15 protein-coding genes and 3 tRNA genes are annotated in these 18640 nt (G+C 45.6%); 12 read left to right on the forward strand and 6 right to left on the reverse strand.

The features are described from left to right. Nucleotide 1: 1 nt before the first annotated feature. Complete coding sequence (locus AOC21_RS04845; RefSeq protein ID WP_251371581.1) at nucleotides 2-673, reverse strand: arylesterase; 672 nt, start codon at nucleotides 671-673, stop codon at nucleotides 2-4. Between the two features lie 2 nt (nucleotides 674-675). Here AOC21_RS04845 and AOC21_RS04850 point away from each other — a divergent pair, with 2 nt between their 5' ends. Genes AOC21_RS04850 through AOC21_RS04860 form a run of 3 tightly spaced genes read left to right on the forward strand, consistent with a single transcriptional unit; the run spans nucleotide 676 to nucleotide 6184 of the window. Further along, entirely contained in the window at nucleotides 676-1350 is a 675-nt protein-coding gene (locus AOC21_RS04850; protein WP_215392629.1) for an ABC transporter ATP-binding protein, read from the forward strand. Nucleotides 1351-1371: 21 nt separating this feature from the next. Then, nucleotides 1372-5409, forward strand: a complete 4038-nt coding sequence (purL, locus tag AOC21_RS04855) for a phosphoribosylformylglycinamidine synthase (RefSeq protein ID WP_215392630.1) — start codon at nucleotides 1372-1374, stop codon at nucleotides 5407-5409. Next, nucleotides 5354-6184 carry a spermidine synthase gene (locus AOC21_RS04860; protein WP_251371582.1) on the forward strand — a complete coding sequence of 277 codons (831 nt, stop codon included), beginning with the start codon at nucleotides 5354-5356 and terminating at the stop codon, nucleotides 6182-6184. The genes purL and AOC21_RS04860 overlap by 56 nt, the downstream gene beginning before the upstream one ends. A gap of 101 nt (nucleotides 6185-6285) precedes the next feature. Here AOC21_RS04860 and AOC21_RS04865 read toward each other — a convergent pair whose 3' ends face one another. Both AOC21_RS04865 and AOC21_RS04870 read right to left on the reverse strand, forming a co-directional pair. After that, nucleotides 6286-8871 (reverse strand): bifunctional aconitate hydratase 2/2-methylisocitrate dehydratase, encoded by a 2586-nt coding sequence (locus AOC21_RS04865; RefSeq protein ID WP_215392631.1) that lies wholly within the window; start codon nucleotides 8869-8871, stop codon nucleotides 6286-6288. Between the two features lie 205 nt (nucleotides 8872-9076). Then, on the reverse strand, nucleotides 9077-9265 hold the full coding sequence (locus AOC21_RS04870) for a superinfection immunity protein (protein WP_215392632.1): 189 nt from the start codon (nucleotides 9263-9265) through the stop codon (nucleotides 9077-9079). 112 nt (nucleotides 9266-9377) lie between these two features. Between AOC21_RS04870 and AOC21_RS04875 the strand changes: the two genes are divergently transcribed. From AOC21_RS04875 to ftsB, 4 genes are read left to right on the forward strand one after another with little or no spacing between them, the layout of a single operon-like run. Beyond that, complete coding sequence (locus tag AOC21_RS04875; protein WP_215392633.1) at nucleotides 9378-11039, forward strand: CTP synthase; 1662 nt, start codon at nucleotides 9378-9380, stop codon at nucleotides 11037-11039. 9 nt (nucleotides 11040-11048) lie between these two features. Next, complete coding sequence (kdsA, locus tag AOC21_RS04880; protein ID WP_215392634.1) at nucleotides 11049-11912, forward strand: 3-deoxy-8-phosphooctulonate synthase; 864 nt, start codon at nucleotides 11049-11051, stop codon at nucleotides 11910-11912. A gap of 50 nt (nucleotides 11913-11962) precedes the next feature. Continuing rightward, nucleotides 11963-13249, forward strand: coding sequence for a phosphopyruvate hydratase (gene eno / locus AOC21_RS04885; RefSeq protein WP_215392635.1), 1287 nt, complete (start codon nucleotides 11963-11965; stop codon nucleotides 13247-13249). Nucleotides 13250-13262: 13 nt separating this feature from the next. Further along, the gene (gene ftsB, locus AOC21_RS04890) at nucleotides 13263-13541 is read left to right on the forward strand and encodes a cell division protein FtsB (protein ID WP_215392636.1); all 279 of its coding nucleotides are present in this window, start codon (nucleotides 13263-13265) and stop codon (nucleotides 13539-13541) included. A 41-nt stretch (nucleotides 13542-13582) separates the two neighbouring features. On the opposite strand, the gene AOC21_RS04895 is transcribed toward ftsB, so the two are convergent. Further along, a complete protein-coding gene (locus AOC21_RS04895; protein WP_215392637.1) occupies nucleotides 13583-14548 on the reverse strand; it encodes an Hsp33 family molecular chaperone HslO in 966 nt (321 codons plus the stop codon). A 56-nt stretch (nucleotides 14549-14604) separates the two neighbouring features. On the opposite strand from AOC21_RS04895, the gene gltX reads away from it, so the two are divergent. The 4 genes from gltX (at nucleotide 14605) to AOC21_RS04915 (ending at nucleotide 16402) form a co-directional block, all read left to right on the forward strand. Continuing rightward, nucleotides 14605-16011 (forward strand): glutamate--tRNA ligase, encoded by a 1407-nt coding sequence (gene gltX / locus AOC21_RS04900; RefSeq protein ID WP_215392638.1) that lies wholly within the window; start codon nucleotides 14605-14607, stop codon nucleotides 16009-16011. 78 nt (nucleotides 16012-16089) lie between these two features. Beyond that, nucleotides 16090-16165: transfer RNA gene (locus AOC21_RS04905), tRNA-Ala, on the forward strand. Nucleotides 16166-16197: 32 nt separating this feature from the next. Further along, nucleotides 16198-16273, forward strand: a tRNA-Glu gene (locus AOC21_RS04910). 52 nt (nucleotides 16274-16325) lie between these two features. Next, nucleotides 16326-16402 (forward strand) — tRNA-Asp (locus AOC21_RS04915). 59 nt (nucleotides 16403-16461) lie between these two features. Here the strand turns inward: AOC21_RS04915 and AOC21_RS04920 are convergent. Next, entirely contained in the window at nucleotides 16462-17316 is an 855-nt protein-coding gene (locus tag AOC21_RS04920; protein ID WP_215392639.1) for a carboxylesterase, read from the reverse strand. A 57-nt stretch (nucleotides 17317-17373) separates the two neighbouring features. On the opposite strand from AOC21_RS04920, the gene AOC21_RS04925 reads away from it, so the two are divergent. Further along, nucleotides 17374-17844, forward strand: coding sequence for a DUF4118 domain-containing protein (locus AOC21_RS04925; RefSeq protein WP_215392640.1), 471 nt, complete (start codon nucleotides 17374-17376; stop codon nucleotides 17842-17844). Between the two features lie 76 nt (nucleotides 17845-17920). Here AOC21_RS04925 and AOC21_RS04930 read toward each other — a convergent pair whose 3' ends face one another. Next, the gene (locus AOC21_RS04930) at nucleotides 17921-18526 is read right to left on the reverse strand and encodes a hypothetical protein (RefSeq protein ID WP_215392641.1); all 606 of its coding nucleotides are present in this window, start codon (nucleotides 18524-18526) and stop codon (nucleotides 17921-17923) included. Nucleotides 18527-18640 lie beyond the last annotated feature (114 nt).

Below are 18640 nucleotides of genomic sequence, written 5' to 3' on the forward strand. Positions count from 1 at the left end.
GTTATTTACTCTTCAGTAGTGTTTGATATGGGGCCATAGCGCCCCATACGTTTTTATAGAGGATGGGTTGCGCTTTTTCATTTGGATGCATCCTATCCGCTTGAAAGAAAGCGCTGTCAGAGACTACGCCGTCCAAAAAGAAGGGTAGTAATTGCACATTCTCTTGCGAAGCCAGCCTTGCATATAGATCCCTAAACTGTTTGGTGTATTCCTGCCCATAGTTGGGCGGTATTTGCATGCCAAACAAAAGAACTTTTGCTCCAGAGTTTTTGCTTAATTGAATCATCGCACGTAAATTTTTTTCTGAATCTTGAATGGATAATCCGCGCAAAGCATCATTTGCACCTAGCTCCAAAAGCACAATTCCAGGTTTTTTTTGCTCTAAAAGTTTCGGCAGCCTTGTGATGCCTCCAGAACTTGTTTCGCCACTGATGCTGGCATTAAATACACTCCAAGGGCTAGATTGCTTGCGCAACTGTTCCTCTAGCAGTCTTACCCAGCCAGTACCACGTACTAAGCCATATTCTGCCGATAAGCTGTCACCCATCACCAAAATGGTGGCATTTGTCTGCCCATAGGTGCCAAAGGGAATTAACAGGCAAAATAGGGTGAATGCCATAACAATGGCCGACAGTTTTTTACTCAAGAAGTTCAACCAAATCATTTGATTCATTTATGAGTATTCCAGTAAAGGTCCTTAGCGCGAAACACCTAGGTAAACACGTTTTATCTAGCGATGGATCATTAACTATTTTGCACGACATTAGCTTTGATGTCTGCGAGGGTGAAAGTGTTGCCATTACTGGTGCATCAGGCTCCGGCAAAAGTACTTTACTCGGGCTCCTGGCTGGTTTGGATGCACCCACCAGTGGGCATGTCGAGCTCGCATCTCATAATCTGAGTCAGTTGGATGAAGATGGTAGGGCAAAGCTAAGAGGTCAAAAGGTCGGATTTGTATTTCAATCCTTCCAATTGCTGCCTCATTTAACAGCGCTTGAAAACGTCATGCTTCCGGCTGAGTTGAACGGACTTGCTTCCCCTAAAGAAAATGCTCAGATTTGTCTTGAGCAAGTCGGTTTGGCTGATCGAGCCAACCATTTCCCCAAAACGCTTTCTGGGGGTGAGCAACAGCGGGTAGCGCTGGCCAGGGCCTTCATCATGAAACCTGCAATCTTATTTGCCGATGAGCCTACTGGCAGCCTGGATGAGCTTAGCGGAAATCGGGTAATTGAGCTCCTTTTTGAGCTAAATCAGGCCAATAATTCAACTCTGATTCTGGTGACCCATGACCAGACCTTGGCTGATCGGTGTCAGCGGCAATTGCACTTGCAAGGTGGCCGATTGCTGTAGGCAAAACCTTATAATCTAGGGATGTCTTTTTTCCACTTTTTGCCTGGCGCTGATGCGCTTTCCCCCTTCCGCCAACAGCGACTTTTAGCCGCTCTGGCAGCACAAGGGGTTGATCTTGAGTCCATCGAAGCTCAATTCCTTCATTTCATTTGGTCGACTGCTGAACTTAGCGCCAAAAACCAAGAGGTCATAGCAAGTCTATTGACCTATGGGCAGCCATTTAATTCCAAAATTCATCCAGGGAAAACTTGGTTCGGCAATAACAAGCCTGACAGCCATGGCGCAATTGTTATTCCACGATTTGGCACCGTTTCTTCTTGGGCAAGTAAGGCAACGGATATAGCCCGCCAATGCGGTTTGGATGTATTGCGTCTTGAGCGTGGTGTTCAGTTTGCATGGAAGAGTAGAAAAGCGCTAACTCCCGAGCAAACACAATTGGTGCTTGCAGCGGTTCATGACAGAATGACTGAAGCGGTTATTGATTCAACAGATGCTGCCAATAACTTGTATCAATCATTAGAGGATAAGCCCTTAGCGCGTATCCCTGTAATGACTGAGGGCAGAGCGGCGCTTGATAAGGCCAACCAAGATTTAGGTCTTGCCTTATCTGATGATGAAGTAGCCTATCTTGCTGAAAACTTTACTAAGCTAAAGCGCAATCCCTCTGATGTTGAGTTAATTATGTTTGCCCAGGCAAATAGTGAGCATTGTCGCCATAAGATTTTTAACTCCAGTTGGACAATTGATGGTGATGATCAAGAGCGATCTTTATTTGCCATGATTCGTAACACCCATCAGCTACAACCAGCAGGAACAATTGTTGCTTATTCTGATAACTCAGCAGTCATGGTTGGTTGTGAAGCCGAAACCTGGGCACCGCAGGGCAGCAATCAACTCTATAAAAAAGATACGCGTTTAGTCCATACCTTGATGAAGGTGGAGACACATAACCACCCAACAGCAATTGCGCCATTCCCTGGCGCATCTACCGGCGCCGGTGGTGAGATCCGTGATGAGGGTGCTACTGGTATTGGCGGCCGCCCTAAGGCGGGTTTAACAGGTTTCTCCGTTTCCAATCTCAATATCCCCGGTACAGATTTTCCGTGGGAGGCTGAGAAATACGGCAAGCCCGAGCGCATTGCGACACCTTTACAAATCATGATTGATGGTCCGCTGGGTGGCGCTGCATTTAACAATGAATTTGGCCGCCCAATCTTGGGTGGTTACTTCCGCGTCTTTGAGCAAACCTTAGATGGCACGCGTCGTGGATATCACAAGCCCATCATGATCGCTGGTGGCATTGGTAGTATTGATTCAATCCATACCGAGAAAAAAGCGATTCAATCAGGTCACCTTTTAATTCAGCTTGGTGGTCCTGGTATGCGTATCGGCATGGGTGGTGCTACTGGTAGCTCTGTTGCAACTGGCACAAATACTGCTGACCTTGATTTTGATTCTGTGCAGCGTGGTAATCCAGAGATGGAACGTCGCGCACAAGAAGTGATTAATGCTTGCCGCGCGCTTGGTGAACATAACCCAATCGTTTCTATTCATGATGTTGGTGCAGGTGGTTTATCAAATGCATTCCCTGAGTTAGCTGATGGTGCTGGTTTAGGAGCTTCATTTAAGCTTCGTAGCGTGCCGCTTGAGGAGAGCGGCATGAGTCCTGCGGAAATTTGGTGCAATGAATCTCAAGAACGTTATGTATTAGCTATTGATAAAAAAGATTTAGATCTCTTTAAGTCGTTTTGTGAACGTGAGCGTTGCCCATTTGCAGTTGTTGGTGAGGCTACAGCAGAGCGCCAGCTTAAACTGAGTGATACCAATAAAGTGGCTGGTACTGATGACGCGTCTCCCATTGATATGCCGATGGAGGTTCTGTTGGGTAAGCCCCCTAAAATGCATCGCAATGTCACGAGAGTGACTCAACAATTTAAAGAGTTGGATGTTACTGATGCGGATTTAGCGCAATCGATTGCCTGGGTCTTGCAACAGCCTACCGTAGCAAGCAAATCATTTTTAATTACGATTGGCGATAGAACTGTTGGCGGCTTAAATGCTCGCGACCAATTTGTTGGTCCATGGCAGGTTCCTGTTGCAGATTGCGCTGTTACTCTGATGGATTACAAGGGCTATCGTGGCCAAGCCATGTCCATGGGTGAAAGAACACCATTGGCCGTAATTGATGCACCCGCGGCTGCTCGCATGGCAGTCGGTGAAGCGATTACCAATCTATTAGCTGCTGATATTGCGAGCCTCGATAGCGTAAAGCTCTCTGCTAACTGGATGGCTGCCTGCGGCGCGCCTGGTGAAGATGCCAAGTTATATGATTCTGTAAAAGCTGTAGGCATGGAATTATGTCCGGCACTTGGCATTTCCATACCAGTTGGCAAAGATTCATTGTCTATGTCTACAGCCTGGCGAGACAACAAGGAAGATAAGAAGGTCGTTGCACCTGTTTCCTTAATTATTTCAGCCTTCGCCTCAGTTCAAGATGCGCGCAAGACATTGACGCCACTTCTTCAATTAAAAGCTAAAGATGGATCGCCTCAAGAGTCTGAGCTGATTTTGATTGATTTGGGACGTGGCAAGAATCGTATGGCTGGAAGTATCTTGGCCCAGGTGCTGGATCAATCAGGAAAGATTGCGCCAGATCTTGATCATCCGGAAGATCTCAAGGCATTAGCCCAAGCCATTATTGAGCTTCGCAAACAAGACAAGTTATTGGCATACCATGACCGTTCAGACGGAGGCTTACTGGCTTGCGTTGCTGAAATGGCATTTGCATCACATAGTGGCATCTCTCTTAATGTAGACATGATTGCCATGGATGCAGGGCAAGAACCAGATTATGGCGATGCTAAAAATTGGGCACAACAGGTTTCAGGCCGTCGTCACGAACAAACAATGCGTGCATTATTCAACGAAGAGCTTGGCGCAGTTATTCAAGTTCGAAAAGATGAGCGCGATGCCGTCTTTGCCGTATTGAGAAAATTGGGTTTAAGTGCCTATAGCCATGTAATTGGCAAGCCAAACACCAACGGTCGCATTGAAATTTGGCGTGACGCTAAGAACATTTTTGCCGAGCCCCGTGAAGTTCTGCAGAAAATGTGGACTAATACTAGCTATCAAATTGCTCGTTTGCGCGATAACCCTGCTTGTGCAGATAGCGAATTTGCTATTTTAGACAATACCTCTGATCCAGGCATGAGCCCAAAGCTCACGTTTGATTCATCTGATGATATTTCAGCGCCATACATATCTAAAAATGCACGTCCCAAAGTGGCCATATTGCGAGAGCAGGGTGTTAACTCTCATGTGGAAATGGCTTATTCAGTAAATTGGGCTGGATTTGACAGTTATGACGTTCACATGTCTGATTTACTGAGTGGTAAAGCTAAGTTAGATGACTTCAGAGGTCTCATTGCTTGCGGTGGCTTTAGTTATGGTGATGTATTGGGTGCTGGCGAGGGGTGGGCTAAAACGATTCTGTTTAATCAGCAGCTACGTGATCAATTTTCAACATTCTTCAATCGCCAAGATAGCTTTGCGCTCGGAGTTTGTAACGGTTGCCAGATGATGAGCAATCTTTCCGGAATTATTCCTGGTGCCGAGGCATGGCCTAAATTTACTCGTAATCAATCAGAGCAATATGAGGCGCGTTTAGTGATGGCCGAAGTAATGGCTTCTCCATCCATATTCACGCAAGGCATGGAAGGCAGTCAGATTCCCATTGCGATTGCGCATGGCGAAGGATTTGCCAACTTTAGTCAACAAGGAAATCTAGAGCAGATTCAAAAGCGGGGCTTAGCAGCATTCCGTTTTGTGGATCATCAGGGCAATCCAACCGAAACTTATCCCATGAATCCAAATGGATCGCCAGGAGGATTAACTGGGGTGACCACTCCAGACGGTCGCTTTATGGTCATGATGCCCCATCCAGAGCGAGTATTTAGAGCTGCTCAGATGAGCTGGTGCCCACCGGAATGGTTGGATACACCAGATGGCGCCAGCCCATGGTTGCGTCTATTCCGAAACGCCCGTCGTTGGGCAAATTAAGTTGTCTTCTGAGCACTTAATGGAGCCGGTCACTTTTTCAGAAAGTGGCGGGATTCGGTATCTTCATTTTGGAACTGAGCTGATTCAGGGTGCCATGCGCTTGCGTGATCCTGATGAGATTTATCTTGAGTACAACCAGCAGATGATGGCCTGGTTACTATTCTTGGAGACTAAGCCAGGGATGCGTGTTGCTCAGCTTGGCTTAGGAACTGGTGCCTTGACTAAATTCCAGCATCGGTATTGCCCAGCCGTTAAGACTACTGTCGTTGAGTTCAATCCTGCGGTAATCGTATCCGCAAGGTCCATGTTTTTTACGCCCGATGACGACCGTAAATTAGAAACTCTCCAAGCAGATGCTAAGTTATTTGTGAAGGATAAAAAGTACCGAGACCAGTTTGATGCCGTTCAAGTCGATTTGTATGACGCAATATGTGATGGACCTTCAGCAAGCTCTTTAGAGTTCTATAAAGGCTGTTTCAATATCCTTAAAGGCCCTGGCGTAATGACGGTAAATTTATTCTCGCGTCACAAAAGTTTTGATGTGAATTTAAGAAATATCTGCGAGGCTTTTAACAATAGAGTGCTCTTGTTTCCGGAGTCACATGATTGCAATGTTGTAGCTATTGCATTTAAGGGTCCACAGCTAGAGGCAGAATGGAAAGATGTATCTAGGCGGGCCAAGCTCATATTGGAGAAGACAGGTTTACCAACGAATAAATGGGTTTCCGGAATTAGTCGTGAGAATGCAAGACAGGAATTAAAGCTTTCCATCTAAACCAGATTGAGCTGATTGCGAATTAAGAAAACAAAAAAGGCGATCAATTGATCGCCTTTTTCATTCCTCAGCCTCTATTCAAGACTGAGGCTTTTGTTGCATTAAACCGTTACAGTGTCTGCAACATCACTAAATGACTTGAGTTTGTCAAAACTCATGTATTTATAAACATCACCGGCTTTAGCATCAAGCGCCTTCACTTGCTCCAGATACTCGGCAGGGGTAGGTAAGCGGCCTAAAAGGGCTGCAACAGAAGCCAATTCAGCTGAAGCCAAATATACGCGTGTATCAATACCTAAACGATTAGGAAAGTTTCGTGTTGAGGTTGATACTGCAGTTGAGCCCTTGCGGATCTGAGCTTGGTTACCCATGCAAAGGGAGCAGCCTGGGCTTTCCATGCGGGCACCAGCAGCGCCCAACATACCGTAGTAGCCTTCTTCCATTAATACCATAGCGTCCATCTTGGTTGGAGGGGCTACCCATAAACGGGTTGGCATATCTTTCTTGCCTTGCAATACTTGACCAGCTGCACGGAAGTGACCGATATTAGTCATGCATGAACCAATAAATACTTCATCAATCTTGTCACCAGCTACTTCAGACAATACTTTGACATCATCAGGATCGTTAGGGCATGCAAGAATTGGTTCTTTGATTTCATCGATATTGATTTCAATGATCTCTGCATAATCAGCATTGTCATCAGCCTTTAGAAGTTGTGGATTAGCAATCCAGGCTTCCATAGCTTTAATGCGGCGACCAAGAGTGCGCTTATCTTCATAACCATTGGCAATCATCCACTTCATCAATGTGATGTTGGATGTCATGTACTCAATAATCGGTTCTTTGTTCAAGTGAACAGTACAGCCGCCAGCAGAACGCTCGGCTGATGCATCAGATAATTCAAAAGCTTGTTCAACTTTCAGATCAGGCAGACCTTCGATCTCTAGAATACGACCAGAGAAGATATTCTTTTTCCCTTGTTTCTCAACAGTTAACAAACCTTTCTTAATTGCATACAAAGGAATGGCATTAACCAAGTCACGCAAAGTGATGCCAGGTTGCATCTTGCCTTTGAAGCGAACCAATACAGATTCAGGCATATCCAATGGCATTACACCGGTAGCTGCAGCAAATGCAACGAGGCCGGATCCAGCAGGGAAGGAGATACCGATTGGGAAACGAGTGTGACTATCGCCACCAGTACCACAGGTGTCTGGAAGGAGTAAACGGTTCAACCAGCTATGGATCACGCCATCACCTGGACGTAAGGCAACACCGCCACGATTGGTCATGAATGGTGGCAGCTCATGTTGAGTGCGAATATCAACTGGCTTAGGATAGGCAGAAGTGTGGCAGAAGGACTGCATCACCAGATCGGATGAGAAACCAAGGCATGCTAAGTCTTTCAATTCATCGCGAGTCATTGGGCCTGTGGTGTCTTGCGAACCAACGGTAGTCATGTGTGGCTCGCAGTAAGTGCCAGGGCGAACGCCTTGGCCTTCTGGCACCCCGCACGCACGGCCAACCATCTTTTGAGCTAAGCTAAAGCCCTTTTTGCTATCTGTGGGATTGACGGGTAAGCGGAATTCTGTAGAGGCAGGCAAGCCAAGTGCGGCACGTGCTTTAGCAGTTAAACCGCGGCCAATAATCAAAGGAATTCGTCCACCAGCACGTACTTCATCCAAAATCACTGGGGATTTCAAAGCAAAGCTAGTGATCTCGCTTCCATTTTTAAATACTTTACCTTCGTACGGACGAAGCTCAATCTCGTCACCCATATTCATTTGGGAAACATCTAATTCAATTGGTAGCGCACCTGAATCTTCCATGGTGTTGAAGAAGATTGGGGCGATGTTGGTGCCTAAGCACACACCACCAAAACGCTTGTTTGGTACGAAGGGAATGTCTTGACCTGTCCACCAGAGAACAGAGTTTGTAGCAGATTTTCGTGAAGAACCTGTACCAACCACATCTCCAACATATGCAATCTGATTGCCTTTTTTTTGCAGGGCTGCGATTTGCTTCATTGGGCCGCGAACACCAGTCTCATCCGGTTCAATCCCAGGACGTGGATTTTTTAACATGATCGTTGCATGCAAAGGAATATCAGGGCGACTCCATGCATCTGGTGCAGGGGAGAGATCGTCTGTATTGGTTTCGCCAGTTACCTTGAAAACGGTAAGCTTCATGCTTTCTGGAACTACAGGGCGACTAGTAAACCACTCTGCATTTGCCCAGCTTTGCATTACAGCTTTAGCATTAGCATTGCCTTTTTCAGCAAGTTCTTGAACGTCGTTGAAGTAATCAAACATCAAGAGTGTTTTCTTAAGTGCATCAGCAGCTGCAGCGCCACACTCGGCATCAGCAAGTAACTCAACTAATGGCTTGATGTTGTAGCCGCCAAGCATGGTGCCTAATAATTCAGTGGCTTGTACGCGAGAAATTAATGGTGATTTTTCTGTACCTTTAGCGATGGCATCTAAAAACTCAGCTTTTACCTTAGCTGCCTCATCAACACCCGCAGGCACACGATTCGTAATTAACTCTACGAGTTCAGTCTCTTTGCCAGCTGGTGGATTTTTTAACAATTTAACCAATTCAGCAGTTTGGTCTTTGGTCAAAGGTAGGGCTGGGATTCCAAGGGCTGCTCGTTCGGCAACTTGGGCGTTGTAGGCTTCTAACATTGTGTTTCCTATGAGGTAAAAGTGGTCAATAGAAAGGCCAAAAGGGAATTTTCTCCCGATTCTCTAAATTATAGATGTTTATTTAAGTCTTATATAAGACTTTGAGTCTCAAATTTCCCCTAAAAAAGGGCAATTTAGCCAAATATTAGGGTTTTTACGGAAATATTGAGTTGCCCAGAGGGTTTTTGACGAAGGAGGCCGAAAACTATAAAACCTGCTCATCCTTCATTGCCCACACAAGAGCCACTACCCAGCCAATAAGAGACCAGCCCAGAAAGAGATTTAAGGCAAAAATAGCACCGGAATTAGCCCTTTTCTTATTAAATGCAATTGCAAAGGGTAGGAAATAGAAGAGCGAGAGGATGGTGAGGATGATTGCAAATATAAGGCGCATAAGGGGAAAAATTGGTCAGATAGATGGGTATTCTTGCCATATTACCGAATTTGAAATTTATATCTAATAGCCCTCTATCGTTATAATTACTTTTTCCAACAGAGCTTAAGCGATGACCAAATACGTTTTTGTCACTGGTGGTGTGGTTTCTTCTTTAGGGAAAGGAATCGCAGCTGCCTCGCTTGCCGCGATTCTCGAATCCCGCGGCCTGAAAGTCACCCTCCTAAAATTAGACCCTTATATCAACGTTGACCCGGGCACAATGAGTCCCCTCCAGCACGGTGAGGTTTTTGTAACCGAAGATGGTGCTGAAACTGACTTGGACTTAGGTCACTATGAGCGCTTCGTTTCTGCGAAGATGCGTAAAAGTAATAACTTCACCACTGGCCAGATTTATGAATCTGTAATCAGCAAAGAGCGTCGCGGAGAATACCTAGGAAAGACGGTTCAGGTTATCCCGCACATTACAAATGAAATTCAGGCTTTTGTTGAACGCGGTGCAAAAGCAAGTCATGAAGGCAATGCGGATGTTGCGATCTGCGAAATAGGCGGCACAGTCGGTGATATCGAATCACTACCATTTTTAGAGGCGGCAAGACAGATGAGTCTGCGACTTCCTTTGCATGACTGCGCCTTTGTCCACCTGACTCTCGTGCCTTACATTAATAGCGCTGGCGAGTTAAAAACTAAGCCAACACAGCATTCCGTTCAAAAGCTTCGCGAGATTGGCATCATGCCAACTGTATTACTCTGCCGTGCAGATCGACCTATTCCAGAGGATGAGCGCGCTAAGATTTCTCTCTTCTCAAATGTTCGTGAAGAAGCCGTTATTTCTGTTTGGGATGTGGACACAATCTACAAGATTCCTGAAATGCTGCACGCACAAGGCATGGATGATTTAATTTGTCGTCAACTTGATCTCAAAGCTAAACCAGCAGATCTTTCTGTATGGGCGAATTTAGTTTATGAAATGGCAAATCCGCAACATGAAGTGACCATTGGTATGGTTGGAAAATATGTTGAGTTAACTGAGTCTTATAAGTCACTCATTGAAGCCTTGCGCCATGCTGGTATTCATACCCATACACGCGTCAATATCAACTACATTGATTCCGAAGTCATTGAAAAAGATGGCATCGATTGTTTGCGAAATTTAGATGCTATTTTGGTTCCCGGGGGCTTTGGTAAGCGCGGAACAGAAGGCAAGATAGCTGCTATTCGTTATGCGCGCGAAAACAATGTGCCTTATTTAGGCATTTGTTTGGGCATGCAATTGGCCGTTATTGAATTTGCTCGCCATGTTGCCAATCTTACAAAAGCAAACAGTACTGAATTTGATCCTCAAGTTGAGCAACCCGTTGTAGCTCTGATTACAGAGTGGCTTGATCGAGATGGAAACGTTGAAAAACGTACAAACGACTCTGATCTGGGTGGAACGATGCGTCTCGGCTCACAACGTTGTCCAGTAAAGGCTGGCACCTTAGCCCATCGCATTTATGGGGCTGAAGTGAATGAGCGCCATCGCCATCGCTATGAAGTTAACAATACTTATGTGCCGCAACTGGAGCAGTCTGGCTTAATAATTTCTGCCAGAACTCCCAATGAAGAGTTGCCGGAGATGATGGAACTGCCTGCATCCATCCACCCCTGGTTCTTTGGCGTGCAATTTCACCCGGAATTCACTTCAACACCACGTGATGGCCATCCCTTGTTCTCCGCATTCATTAGCGCTGCACTTGAGCACCAAAAAGCCGCTGAGAAGCAAGCTGCATAAAGGAAGAATATGAGCGCATTTAAGCTTTGTGGTTTTGATGTTGGTCTGGATCACCGCTTCTTTTTGATTGCCGGTCCTTGTGTTATTGAATCCGAGCAATCGGCCATTGATATTGCTGGCCAGCTAAAGGAAATTACCACTGCATTAAAGATTCCATTTATCTATAAGTCTTCTTTTGATAAAGCCAATCGCTCTTCAGGAACCTCATTCCGTGGTTTGGGAATGGAGAAGGGCTTGGAAATTCTTGCTAAGGTCAAAAAACAAGTTGATGTTCCTGTCTTGACTGATGTGCATGACATCAGCGAGATTTCTGCTGTGGCAAGCGTTGTGGATGTTATGCAAACCCCAGCATTCTTATGCAGACAAACTGATTTCATTCGCGCCTGCGCTCAAAGCGGCAAACCTGTGAATTTCAAAAAAGGCCAGTTTCTCTCGCCGCATGAAATGCTCAACGTGATTGAAAAGGCACGTGTAGCTGCTGCCGAAAAAAACCTCGCCGATCAATTTATGGTGTGCGAACGTGGCGCTTCATTCGGTTATAACAATCTTGTATCGGATATGCGTAGCTTGGCAATCTTGCGTGAATCAAAAGCGCCAGTAGTCTTTGATGCAACCCATTCAGTTCAGCTTCCTGGCGGCCAGGGTAGCTCCAGTGGTGGTCAGCGTGAATTTGTACCCGTGCTAGCCCGTGCTGCTGTTGCGGTTGGAATCAGCGGTCTTTTTATGGAGACTCATCCAGATCCTGCTAAAGCCTTATCGGATGGCCCTAACGCGGTTCCACTGGATCGCATGAAAGAACTGCTTGAATCATTGGTGGCCATTGACAGCGTTGTTAAGTCAACGGGGTCATTTTTAGAAGACAGTTTTAAGTAGTTTTAAGAAATTAGTTATATCCATTTCATATTGTTTTAAGGAGAAGGTGCATGAGCGCCATTGTTGACATTATCGGTAGAGAAGTTCTAGATTCACGTGGCAATCCAACGGTTGAGTGTGATGTATTGCTTGAATCTGGTGTTATGGGCCGTGCAGCTGTACCCTCTGGGGCATCCACAGGATCACGCGAAGCGATTGAGCTACGTGATGGCGATAAAACACGCTATTTAGGTAAGGGCGTCCTTAAAGCAGTTCAAAATATCAACATCGAGATTGCGGAATCTATTCTTGGTTTGGATGCAAGCGAGCAAGCTTTTTTAGATCGCACTTTGATTGAATTAGACGGTACACACAACAAAGCACGCTTAGGTGCTAACGCAACCTTAGCTGTATCCATGGCCGTTGCTAGAGCTGCTGCTGAAGAGGCTGGCTTGCCTTTATATCGCTACTTTGGTGGATCTGGTGGCATGCAATTGCCAGTACCCATGATGAATATTGTTAATGGTGGTGCACATGCTAATAACAGCTTGGATATCCAAGAGTTCATGGTGATGCCAGTTGGCGCTGAAAATTTCCGTGATGCATTACGCTGTGGCGCTGAAATTTTCCATGAACTGAAAAAGATTTTGGGCGCTCAAGGTATGCCAACGACCGTTGGGGATGAGGGTGGTTTTGCCCCAAACTTTAAGAGCAATCATGAGTGCTTGCAGACGATTATGAAGGCCATCGAAGGTGCTGGCTACCAAGCTGGTGAAGATGTCGTATTAGCCTTGGATTGCGCTGCGAGTGAATTCTATAAAGATGGTAAGTACCACTTATCTGGCGAAGGCCTGCAACTGAGCTCAAGTGAGTTTTCAGATTACCTCGGTAATTTAGCCGATCAATTCCCAATTGTTTCAATTGAAGATGGTATGCATGAGGGCGACTGGGACGGATGGGCTGACATTACTAAAAAGCTCGGCAAGAATATTCAACTAGTTGGTGACGATTTATTTGTTACCAACACTCGTATCCTAAAAGAGGGTATTGATAAAGGGATCGCCAACTCTATCTTGATCAAGATTAACCAGATTGGTACCCTGACAGAAACCTTTGCCGCAATTGAGATGGCCAAGCGTGCAAATTACACTGCAGTAATTTCACATCGCTCTGGTGAGACCGAAGATAGTACTATTGCAGATATCGCTGTTGGTACCAATGCGGGTCAAATTAAGACTGGTTCCTTATCACGCTCTGATCGTATTGCTAAGTACAACCAACTCTTGCGTATTGAAGAGGATTTGGGTGATGTTGCTACCTATCCAGGTAAGTCTGTTTTTTATAACCTCAAGCGCTAGCCTTTAATAGATTATGCGGATCGTCATCTACTCTATGCTGGTATTGCTGATCGCAATTCAGTACCCACTTTGGTTGGGGAAGGGTGGATGGCTAAAGGTTTATGAGATGGAACGCCAAGTAGAGTTACAAGAGGCTAAAAATAGTCTCTTGGCTTTGCGCAATGCCAAGTTATCAGGCGATGTTAAAGACTTAAAAGATGGGACCCGAGCAATTGAGGAGCGGGCTCGTGTTGAGCACGGTCTAATTAAAGAGGGTGAGTTCTTTGTACAAATCTTGCCGGCAAAAAAATAAAGCGAATCACAAGCTACTAAGCAGTAATCAACGGCTATTGCTTAATGACCGCTAGATGGCGGTCTTGTTGCATCGCTTAATAAATCCGTTTTAAATACCTGCAGGCAATCGACTGCATCAAAGCGATAGGGTTTCGCACAGAAATCGCAAACAGTCTCTACGGCGCCTTGTTCCGCAAGAATGCTTTGAACCTCTTCTTCGCCCAGCATTCGCAAAATATCGGCAACCTTGCTTCGGGAGCAGCGACAAGAAAAGCAAATAGGTCTGGCAGGGAAGCTTCGTACACCGTTCTCCGTGGACTCTTCTAAAAACAGGCGCCTTAAGATAGTTTCCGGAGGAAGGGTAAGTAATTCTTCATTGGTAATGGTCTCGCCAAGTGTTTGGATGCGAGACCAGCCTTCAGCTGCAATTTGTGGATCCAAATGCGCGTGGCCACCCGAGTTAGGTAAGCGCTGTAACAACAGGCCCCCAACATGGGTATCGCTTGATGCAAGCCAAATACGCGTATCTAATTGCTCAGAGTTTTGCATATACAAAGCGATAGCTTCAGCAGCGCTGGTTACGGGCTTGATTACCGATCCCTGGTGGTCTTGAAGTGCAACAATGCCTTGGTAAGGCGCTTGACCTGGTTCGCGGTCTGCTGGATCTAAGGTGATAACCAATCTTCCGCTATTGCTGACATCTAGCAGATCGGCTAGCGTTGCATCAGGCGATATTTCCGTTGGGTCCACCGATAGCTTTACTGTTGCCCTCATGGACAGGTCGGACTTGCATTCCACCACCAGCAGTTGAATTGGACCTTTACTTTGGGCCTGAATAATCAGAGTCCCATCAAATTTCAAGCTAGCACTTAAAAGTGTGGCGGCACCTACAAAATCGCCCAAAATTCGACGCACAGCCGGGGGGTCATTTCGGCGCTCTAAAACTGCCTGCCAGGCACTGCCAATTGACACAATTTCCCCGCGGACCGGGGCGCCATCACACATAAAGACCAGTAGTTCATTCATACCTGAAAGTATCCACTTTTTTTCAGATTTAGTCCTATCATTCGCGACCTGAGATAATGGCATTTATGCATATACGTACACGATTTGCCCCTAGTCCCACGGGCTTTATTCATCTGGGAAACCTACGCAGCGCCCTCTACCCATGGGCATTTGCTCGCCATAATAAAGGTGACTTTATTCTGCGAATCGAGGATACCGATCTAGAGAGATCTACCCAAGAGGCTGTTGACGTCATCATCGAAGGCATGGCGTGGCTTGGACTTGATTTAGATGAGGGTCCTATCTATCAAATGCAGCGCATTGATCGATACCGTGAAGTGGTAAAGCAAATGCTCGATGCTGGCTTAGCTTATCCCTGCTACATGAGCGAGGAAGACCTCAATCTATTGCGCGATCAACAGATGGCGAATAAAGAAAAGCCTCGCTATAACGGTTTATGGAGACCGGAGCCAGGCAAAACATTGCCTCCGATTCCTGAGGGAGCGAATCCGGTTATTCGCTTTAAGAATCCTATCGGTGGATCAGTCGTCTGGAATGACGCAGTTAAAGGTCAAATCGAAATCAGTAATGATGAGCTAGATGACTTGGTGATTGCTAGGCCAGATGGAACGCCGACTTACAACTTCTGTGTGGTAATAGATGACATGGATATGAACATTACCCATGTTATTCGAGGCGATGATCATGTCAACAATACGCCGAGGCAAATTAATATCATGAAGGCTCTAGGTGGCACACCTCCTGTATATGCTCATTTGCCAACAGTTTTAAATGATTCTGGCGAAAAGATGAGTAAGCGCAACGGAGCGATGAGTGTGCGTGACTATCAAAAAGCAGGATACCTGCCCGAGGCTATCCTCAATTATCTGGCGCGCCTTGGATGGTCTCACGGCGATGCCGAAGTATTTACCAAAGAGCAATTCGTTGATTGGTTTGATCTAGAAAGTTTAGGGCGCTCACCAGCACAGCACAATCCAGAAAAATTACTTTGGCTAAATCATCAGTACATACAAAATGCAGATCCTACAAAATTAGCTTTAGAGACAAAACCATTTGCGCATGAGTTAGGCATTAATACTGAAGCTGGTCCAGACTTTGTTCAAGTAGTTGGACTGTTGAAAGATCGTGCAAATACGTTGATTGAGATTGCTGAAGGCGCTAAGCTGTTTTACGTGCCAGCCCCCAATTTAAATCCTGAGCAGATCAAGGAAAATGTTGCTGAAGCAGTCATTCCCGCATTAAAAGATTTAGTTGAGGCAATTACGCTGGCTGAACCAACTAAAGAGGGTTATGCAGCAGTATTTAAGCAGGTATTAGCAAAACATGGGCTGAAAATGCCTGCCTTGGCAATGCCTGTTAGGTACGCTTTATTTGCAACCACGCAAACTCCGGCGATAGATTCAGTGCTGGTGGTATTAGGCAAGGAAGAGGCTATCCAAAGGCTCTCCAAGGTGATCCAGTAGAGAATTTGCGCACTCGCACAAAAATAGGATAAAATCTTGGATTGTTTTGAGTGTCTTGTAGTTTTATCGCGAGATTTCGGGGGTATAGCTCAGCTGGGAGAGCGCTTGCATGGCATGCAAGAGGTCAGCGGTTCGATCCCGCTTATCTCCACCAAGCATTTAAAATAGAAGTATGTTGTAGTCCAGGTCCCCATCGTCTAGAGGCCTAGGACATCACCCTTTCACGGTGAGTACGGGGGTTCGAATCCCCCTGGGGACGCCAGATTCTTCTGGTAGTAGTAAAGATGTATGATGTTGCGTTACGCGATGCATTTGGAGCGGTAGTTCAGTTGGTTAGAATATCGGCCTGTCACGCCGAGGGTCGCGGGTTCGAGTCCCGTCCGTTCCGCCAAGACAATTAAAAAGCCCCCTTAATAGGGGGCTTTTTTTTATTCATATATTTTCTGAAATTTATTCGTAACCAACTCTTAATTTCAGAACTTTGCGATTATCAGATGTTGCTGGATCTGCCGCATGTTTTTCAACAGCGCTTGTCTGAGAGATAAAGTTCAATACTTCATTAAGAACAATCTCACGTTCATTATCAATAGTAATGATGTGGTAGCTATTACCAAGCCAAATAACGCGACGCACTTCTGATTTGCAGTGTTCCAGTATTTGATCGGCAGACCAGACTGAGCATGTGTCATCTTCCACCGACTGGATTAAAAGTAATCTACAGTTCAGGTCGTATAGACTATTTTTAGCATTTACCATCAAGCCCTTGGCTTCATGTAGATGTCGTGCAGAGATTGAAGCTGCGCCAACTTCAGATACTTTAGAGGTTTTAAATTTTTCACTAATGCGACGTCGCAAATCGATGTTCTTGACGCCAAAAGGCTCACGTTCAGAATATTCCCAGTTTCGTGCGCCAAGAAAGTAGAGTAAATCTAGCATGGGTCGATAAAAGGGTACTGACCAGCCATCATATTTAAGTACTGGTGACATTAGGGCGAGTGATGCAATGTCTATCCTTTGGGCCGCAACCAATGTGGCCAAAGTAGCGCCCATGCTAATGCCCGCAAGATTGACTACGGAGTAGATTTCCCTCTGTTCGTCGATAATTCGATGGAGCTCTTGAACCCAGTCGGTGTATTTGCTGGCTGGACTACCAAACAAATAGCCTGGAATCTCTGGGATTAAAACATCGTGCCCAGCCGCCTCCAAAAATCTAGGCAGCTGTCCCAGCTCAAGCCCGCTACCATTGAGTCCGGGCAAAAGGATGGTCAGGTCGTGTTTAGGTGTGTTGTTAACGGGCTCTAACATCTAAATATGGGCTTATTCTAGGAGATGGGTTAGGATACACCGAAATAGAGAAAAAAGATGAGACATAACTTAAACGCAAAACGTTGGAGCTCCAATATTAGTCACGGTTATTTGGTGGCTGTATTTGGCGTTTTAGTCGCATTCTCCTTGCGCTATATTCTGCACCCCTTTTTGGGTGCATCACTGCCGCTATTTTTCTTTCAAGTGAATACTATTGTGATTGCGTATTTCTTTGGCATCTTTCCGGCGATTCTAACCCTCGCTTTGAGTGCGCCACTATTGATATTTTTCTTTTTGGAGCCCTTTGGGGCATTGTCAGTGGTTGATCAAAGGGATGTAACTACTCTGTTCGTTTACTTCTCATATACCTTATTAACAGGCCTTCTGGTGGAGCTTTTACGTCGCGAACAGTACAACGCCAATATGGCATTTCTGGTCAGCGAAACGAGGCTGAAACTGATGGTTGAGGGTGATCAAAAAATGAGAGGCATTATGAGGAAAGCAATCTCAAAGACAGGCGCTGAGTAAATCGTTTGAGACTGTTGTAAGGGGCTTCTTGTCAAAAGCCCCTGACCTTAGGATTGCCGAAGGTCAGGGATATGGATTACTTCTTTGGCGTGGTGATAGATGCAGCCATTGCATCAAAGTAAATTACCTTCACTTGCTCACCCACATTGATATCAGCTAAGAGGGCGGGGTTCTTAACGGTCACGGTTGTTATCTTGCCGCTGGGACCTTTAACGGAAACCAGTTTTTTCTCGCGATTCACCTCAACAATGTCGGCAACGATAGTGGTCTTGTTCGTAATTGTTTCAGAGGGCTTTTCATCTGCCTTAGACTTCGTTACGGTATTGGTTTCGACTTTGCTGCGAACGCCATCACTTTTAGTCTTGATCAATTCAATGGCAACAGCCAATTCATAACTTACATTAACGCGGTCGCCTTTTTTAATCTGTGCAAAGTTGGCGATCTCAGGACCAGCAACAAATTTAGTTTCACCTTCTTTGTTTTTAAAAGTAATGGTGCGCGTCTTTTTATCAATCTTTACTACTTCGCCCTCGTATAGCTGATAGCGGTTGTCAGTTACAGCGGCATCGATCACAACAGGCTTAGCTGATCCTGTTGCCGGAATAGATTGGGCATTTGCCAATGATGCACCTGCAAGAGCTACTGTAAGCGCTAGGGCGATAGGGCTATATTTGATATTCATTATTTTCCTTATATATAAAATCCACTAAATTCAATCTTAGCCTATTTTTATTGCCAAAAATGGCCTATTAGCGTGATATTTCATTACGAGGCTTAAATAGACAACTTTTGTTAA

Origin of the sequence: Polynucleobacter sp. VK25 (assembly GCF_018687355.1) — a bacterium.
Classification (GTDB): Bacteria; Pseudomonadota; Gammaproteobacteria; order Burkholderiales; family Burkholderiaceae; genus Polynucleobacter.

Bases quoted from the DNA above. Each gene is read 5' to 3' on its own strand.
- AOC21_RS04845 (WP_251371581.1), bottom strand. From the start codon at position 673: ATGAATCAAATGATTTGGTTGAACTTCTTGAGTAAAAAACTGTCGGCC.
- AOC21_RS04850 (WP_215392629.1), top strand. From the start codon at position 676: ATGAGTATTCCAGTAAAGGTCCTTAGCGCGAAACACCTAGGTAAACAC.
- purL (WP_215392630.1), top strand. From the start codon at position 1,372: ATGTCTTTTTTCCACTTTTTGCCTGGCGCTGATGCGCTTTCCCCCTTC.
- AOC21_RS04860 (WP_251371582.1), top strand. From the start codon at position 5,354: ATGGCGCCAGCCCATGGTTGCGTCTATTCCGAAACGCCCGTCGTTGGG.
- AOC21_RS04865 (WP_215392631.1), bottom strand. From the start codon at position 8,871: ATGTTAGAAGCCTACAACGCCCAAGTTGCCGAACGAGCAGCCCTTGGA.
- AOC21_RS04870 (WP_215392632.1), bottom strand. From the start codon at position 9,265: ATGCGCCTTATATTTGCAATCATCCTCACCATCCTCTCGCTCTTCTAT.
- AOC21_RS04875 (WP_215392633.1), top strand. From the start codon at position 9,378: ATGACCAAATACGTTTTTGTCACTGGTGGTGTGGTTTCTTCTTTAGGG.
- kdsA (WP_215392634.1), top strand. From the start codon at position 11,049: ATGAGCGCATTTAAGCTTTGTGGTTTTGATGTTGGTCTGGATCACCGC.
- eno (WP_215392635.1), top strand. From the start codon at position 11,963: ATGAGCGCCATTGTTGACATTATCGGTAGAGAAGTTCTAGATTCACGT.
- ftsB (WP_215392636.1), top strand. From the start codon at position 13,263: ATGCGGATCGTCATCTACTCTATGCTGGTATTGCTGATCGCAATTCAG.
- AOC21_RS04895 (WP_215392637.1), bottom strand. From the start codon at position 14,548: ATGAATGAACTACTGGTCTTTATGTGTGATGGCGCCCCGGTCCGCGGG.
- gltX (WP_215392638.1), top strand. From the start codon at position 14,605: ATGGCATTTATGCATATACGTACACGATTTGCCCCTAGTCCCACGGGC.
- AOC21_RS04920 (WP_215392639.1), bottom strand. From the start codon at position 17,316: ATGTTAGAGCCCGTTAACAACACACCTAAACACGACCTGACCATCCTT.
- AOC21_RS04925 (WP_215392640.1), top strand. From the start codon at position 17,374: ATGAGACATAACTTAAACGCAAAACGTTGGAGCTCCAATATTAGTCAC.
- AOC21_RS04930 (WP_215392641.1), bottom strand. From the start codon at position 18,526: ATGAATATCAAATATAGCCCTATCGCCCTAGCGCTTACAGTAGCTCTT.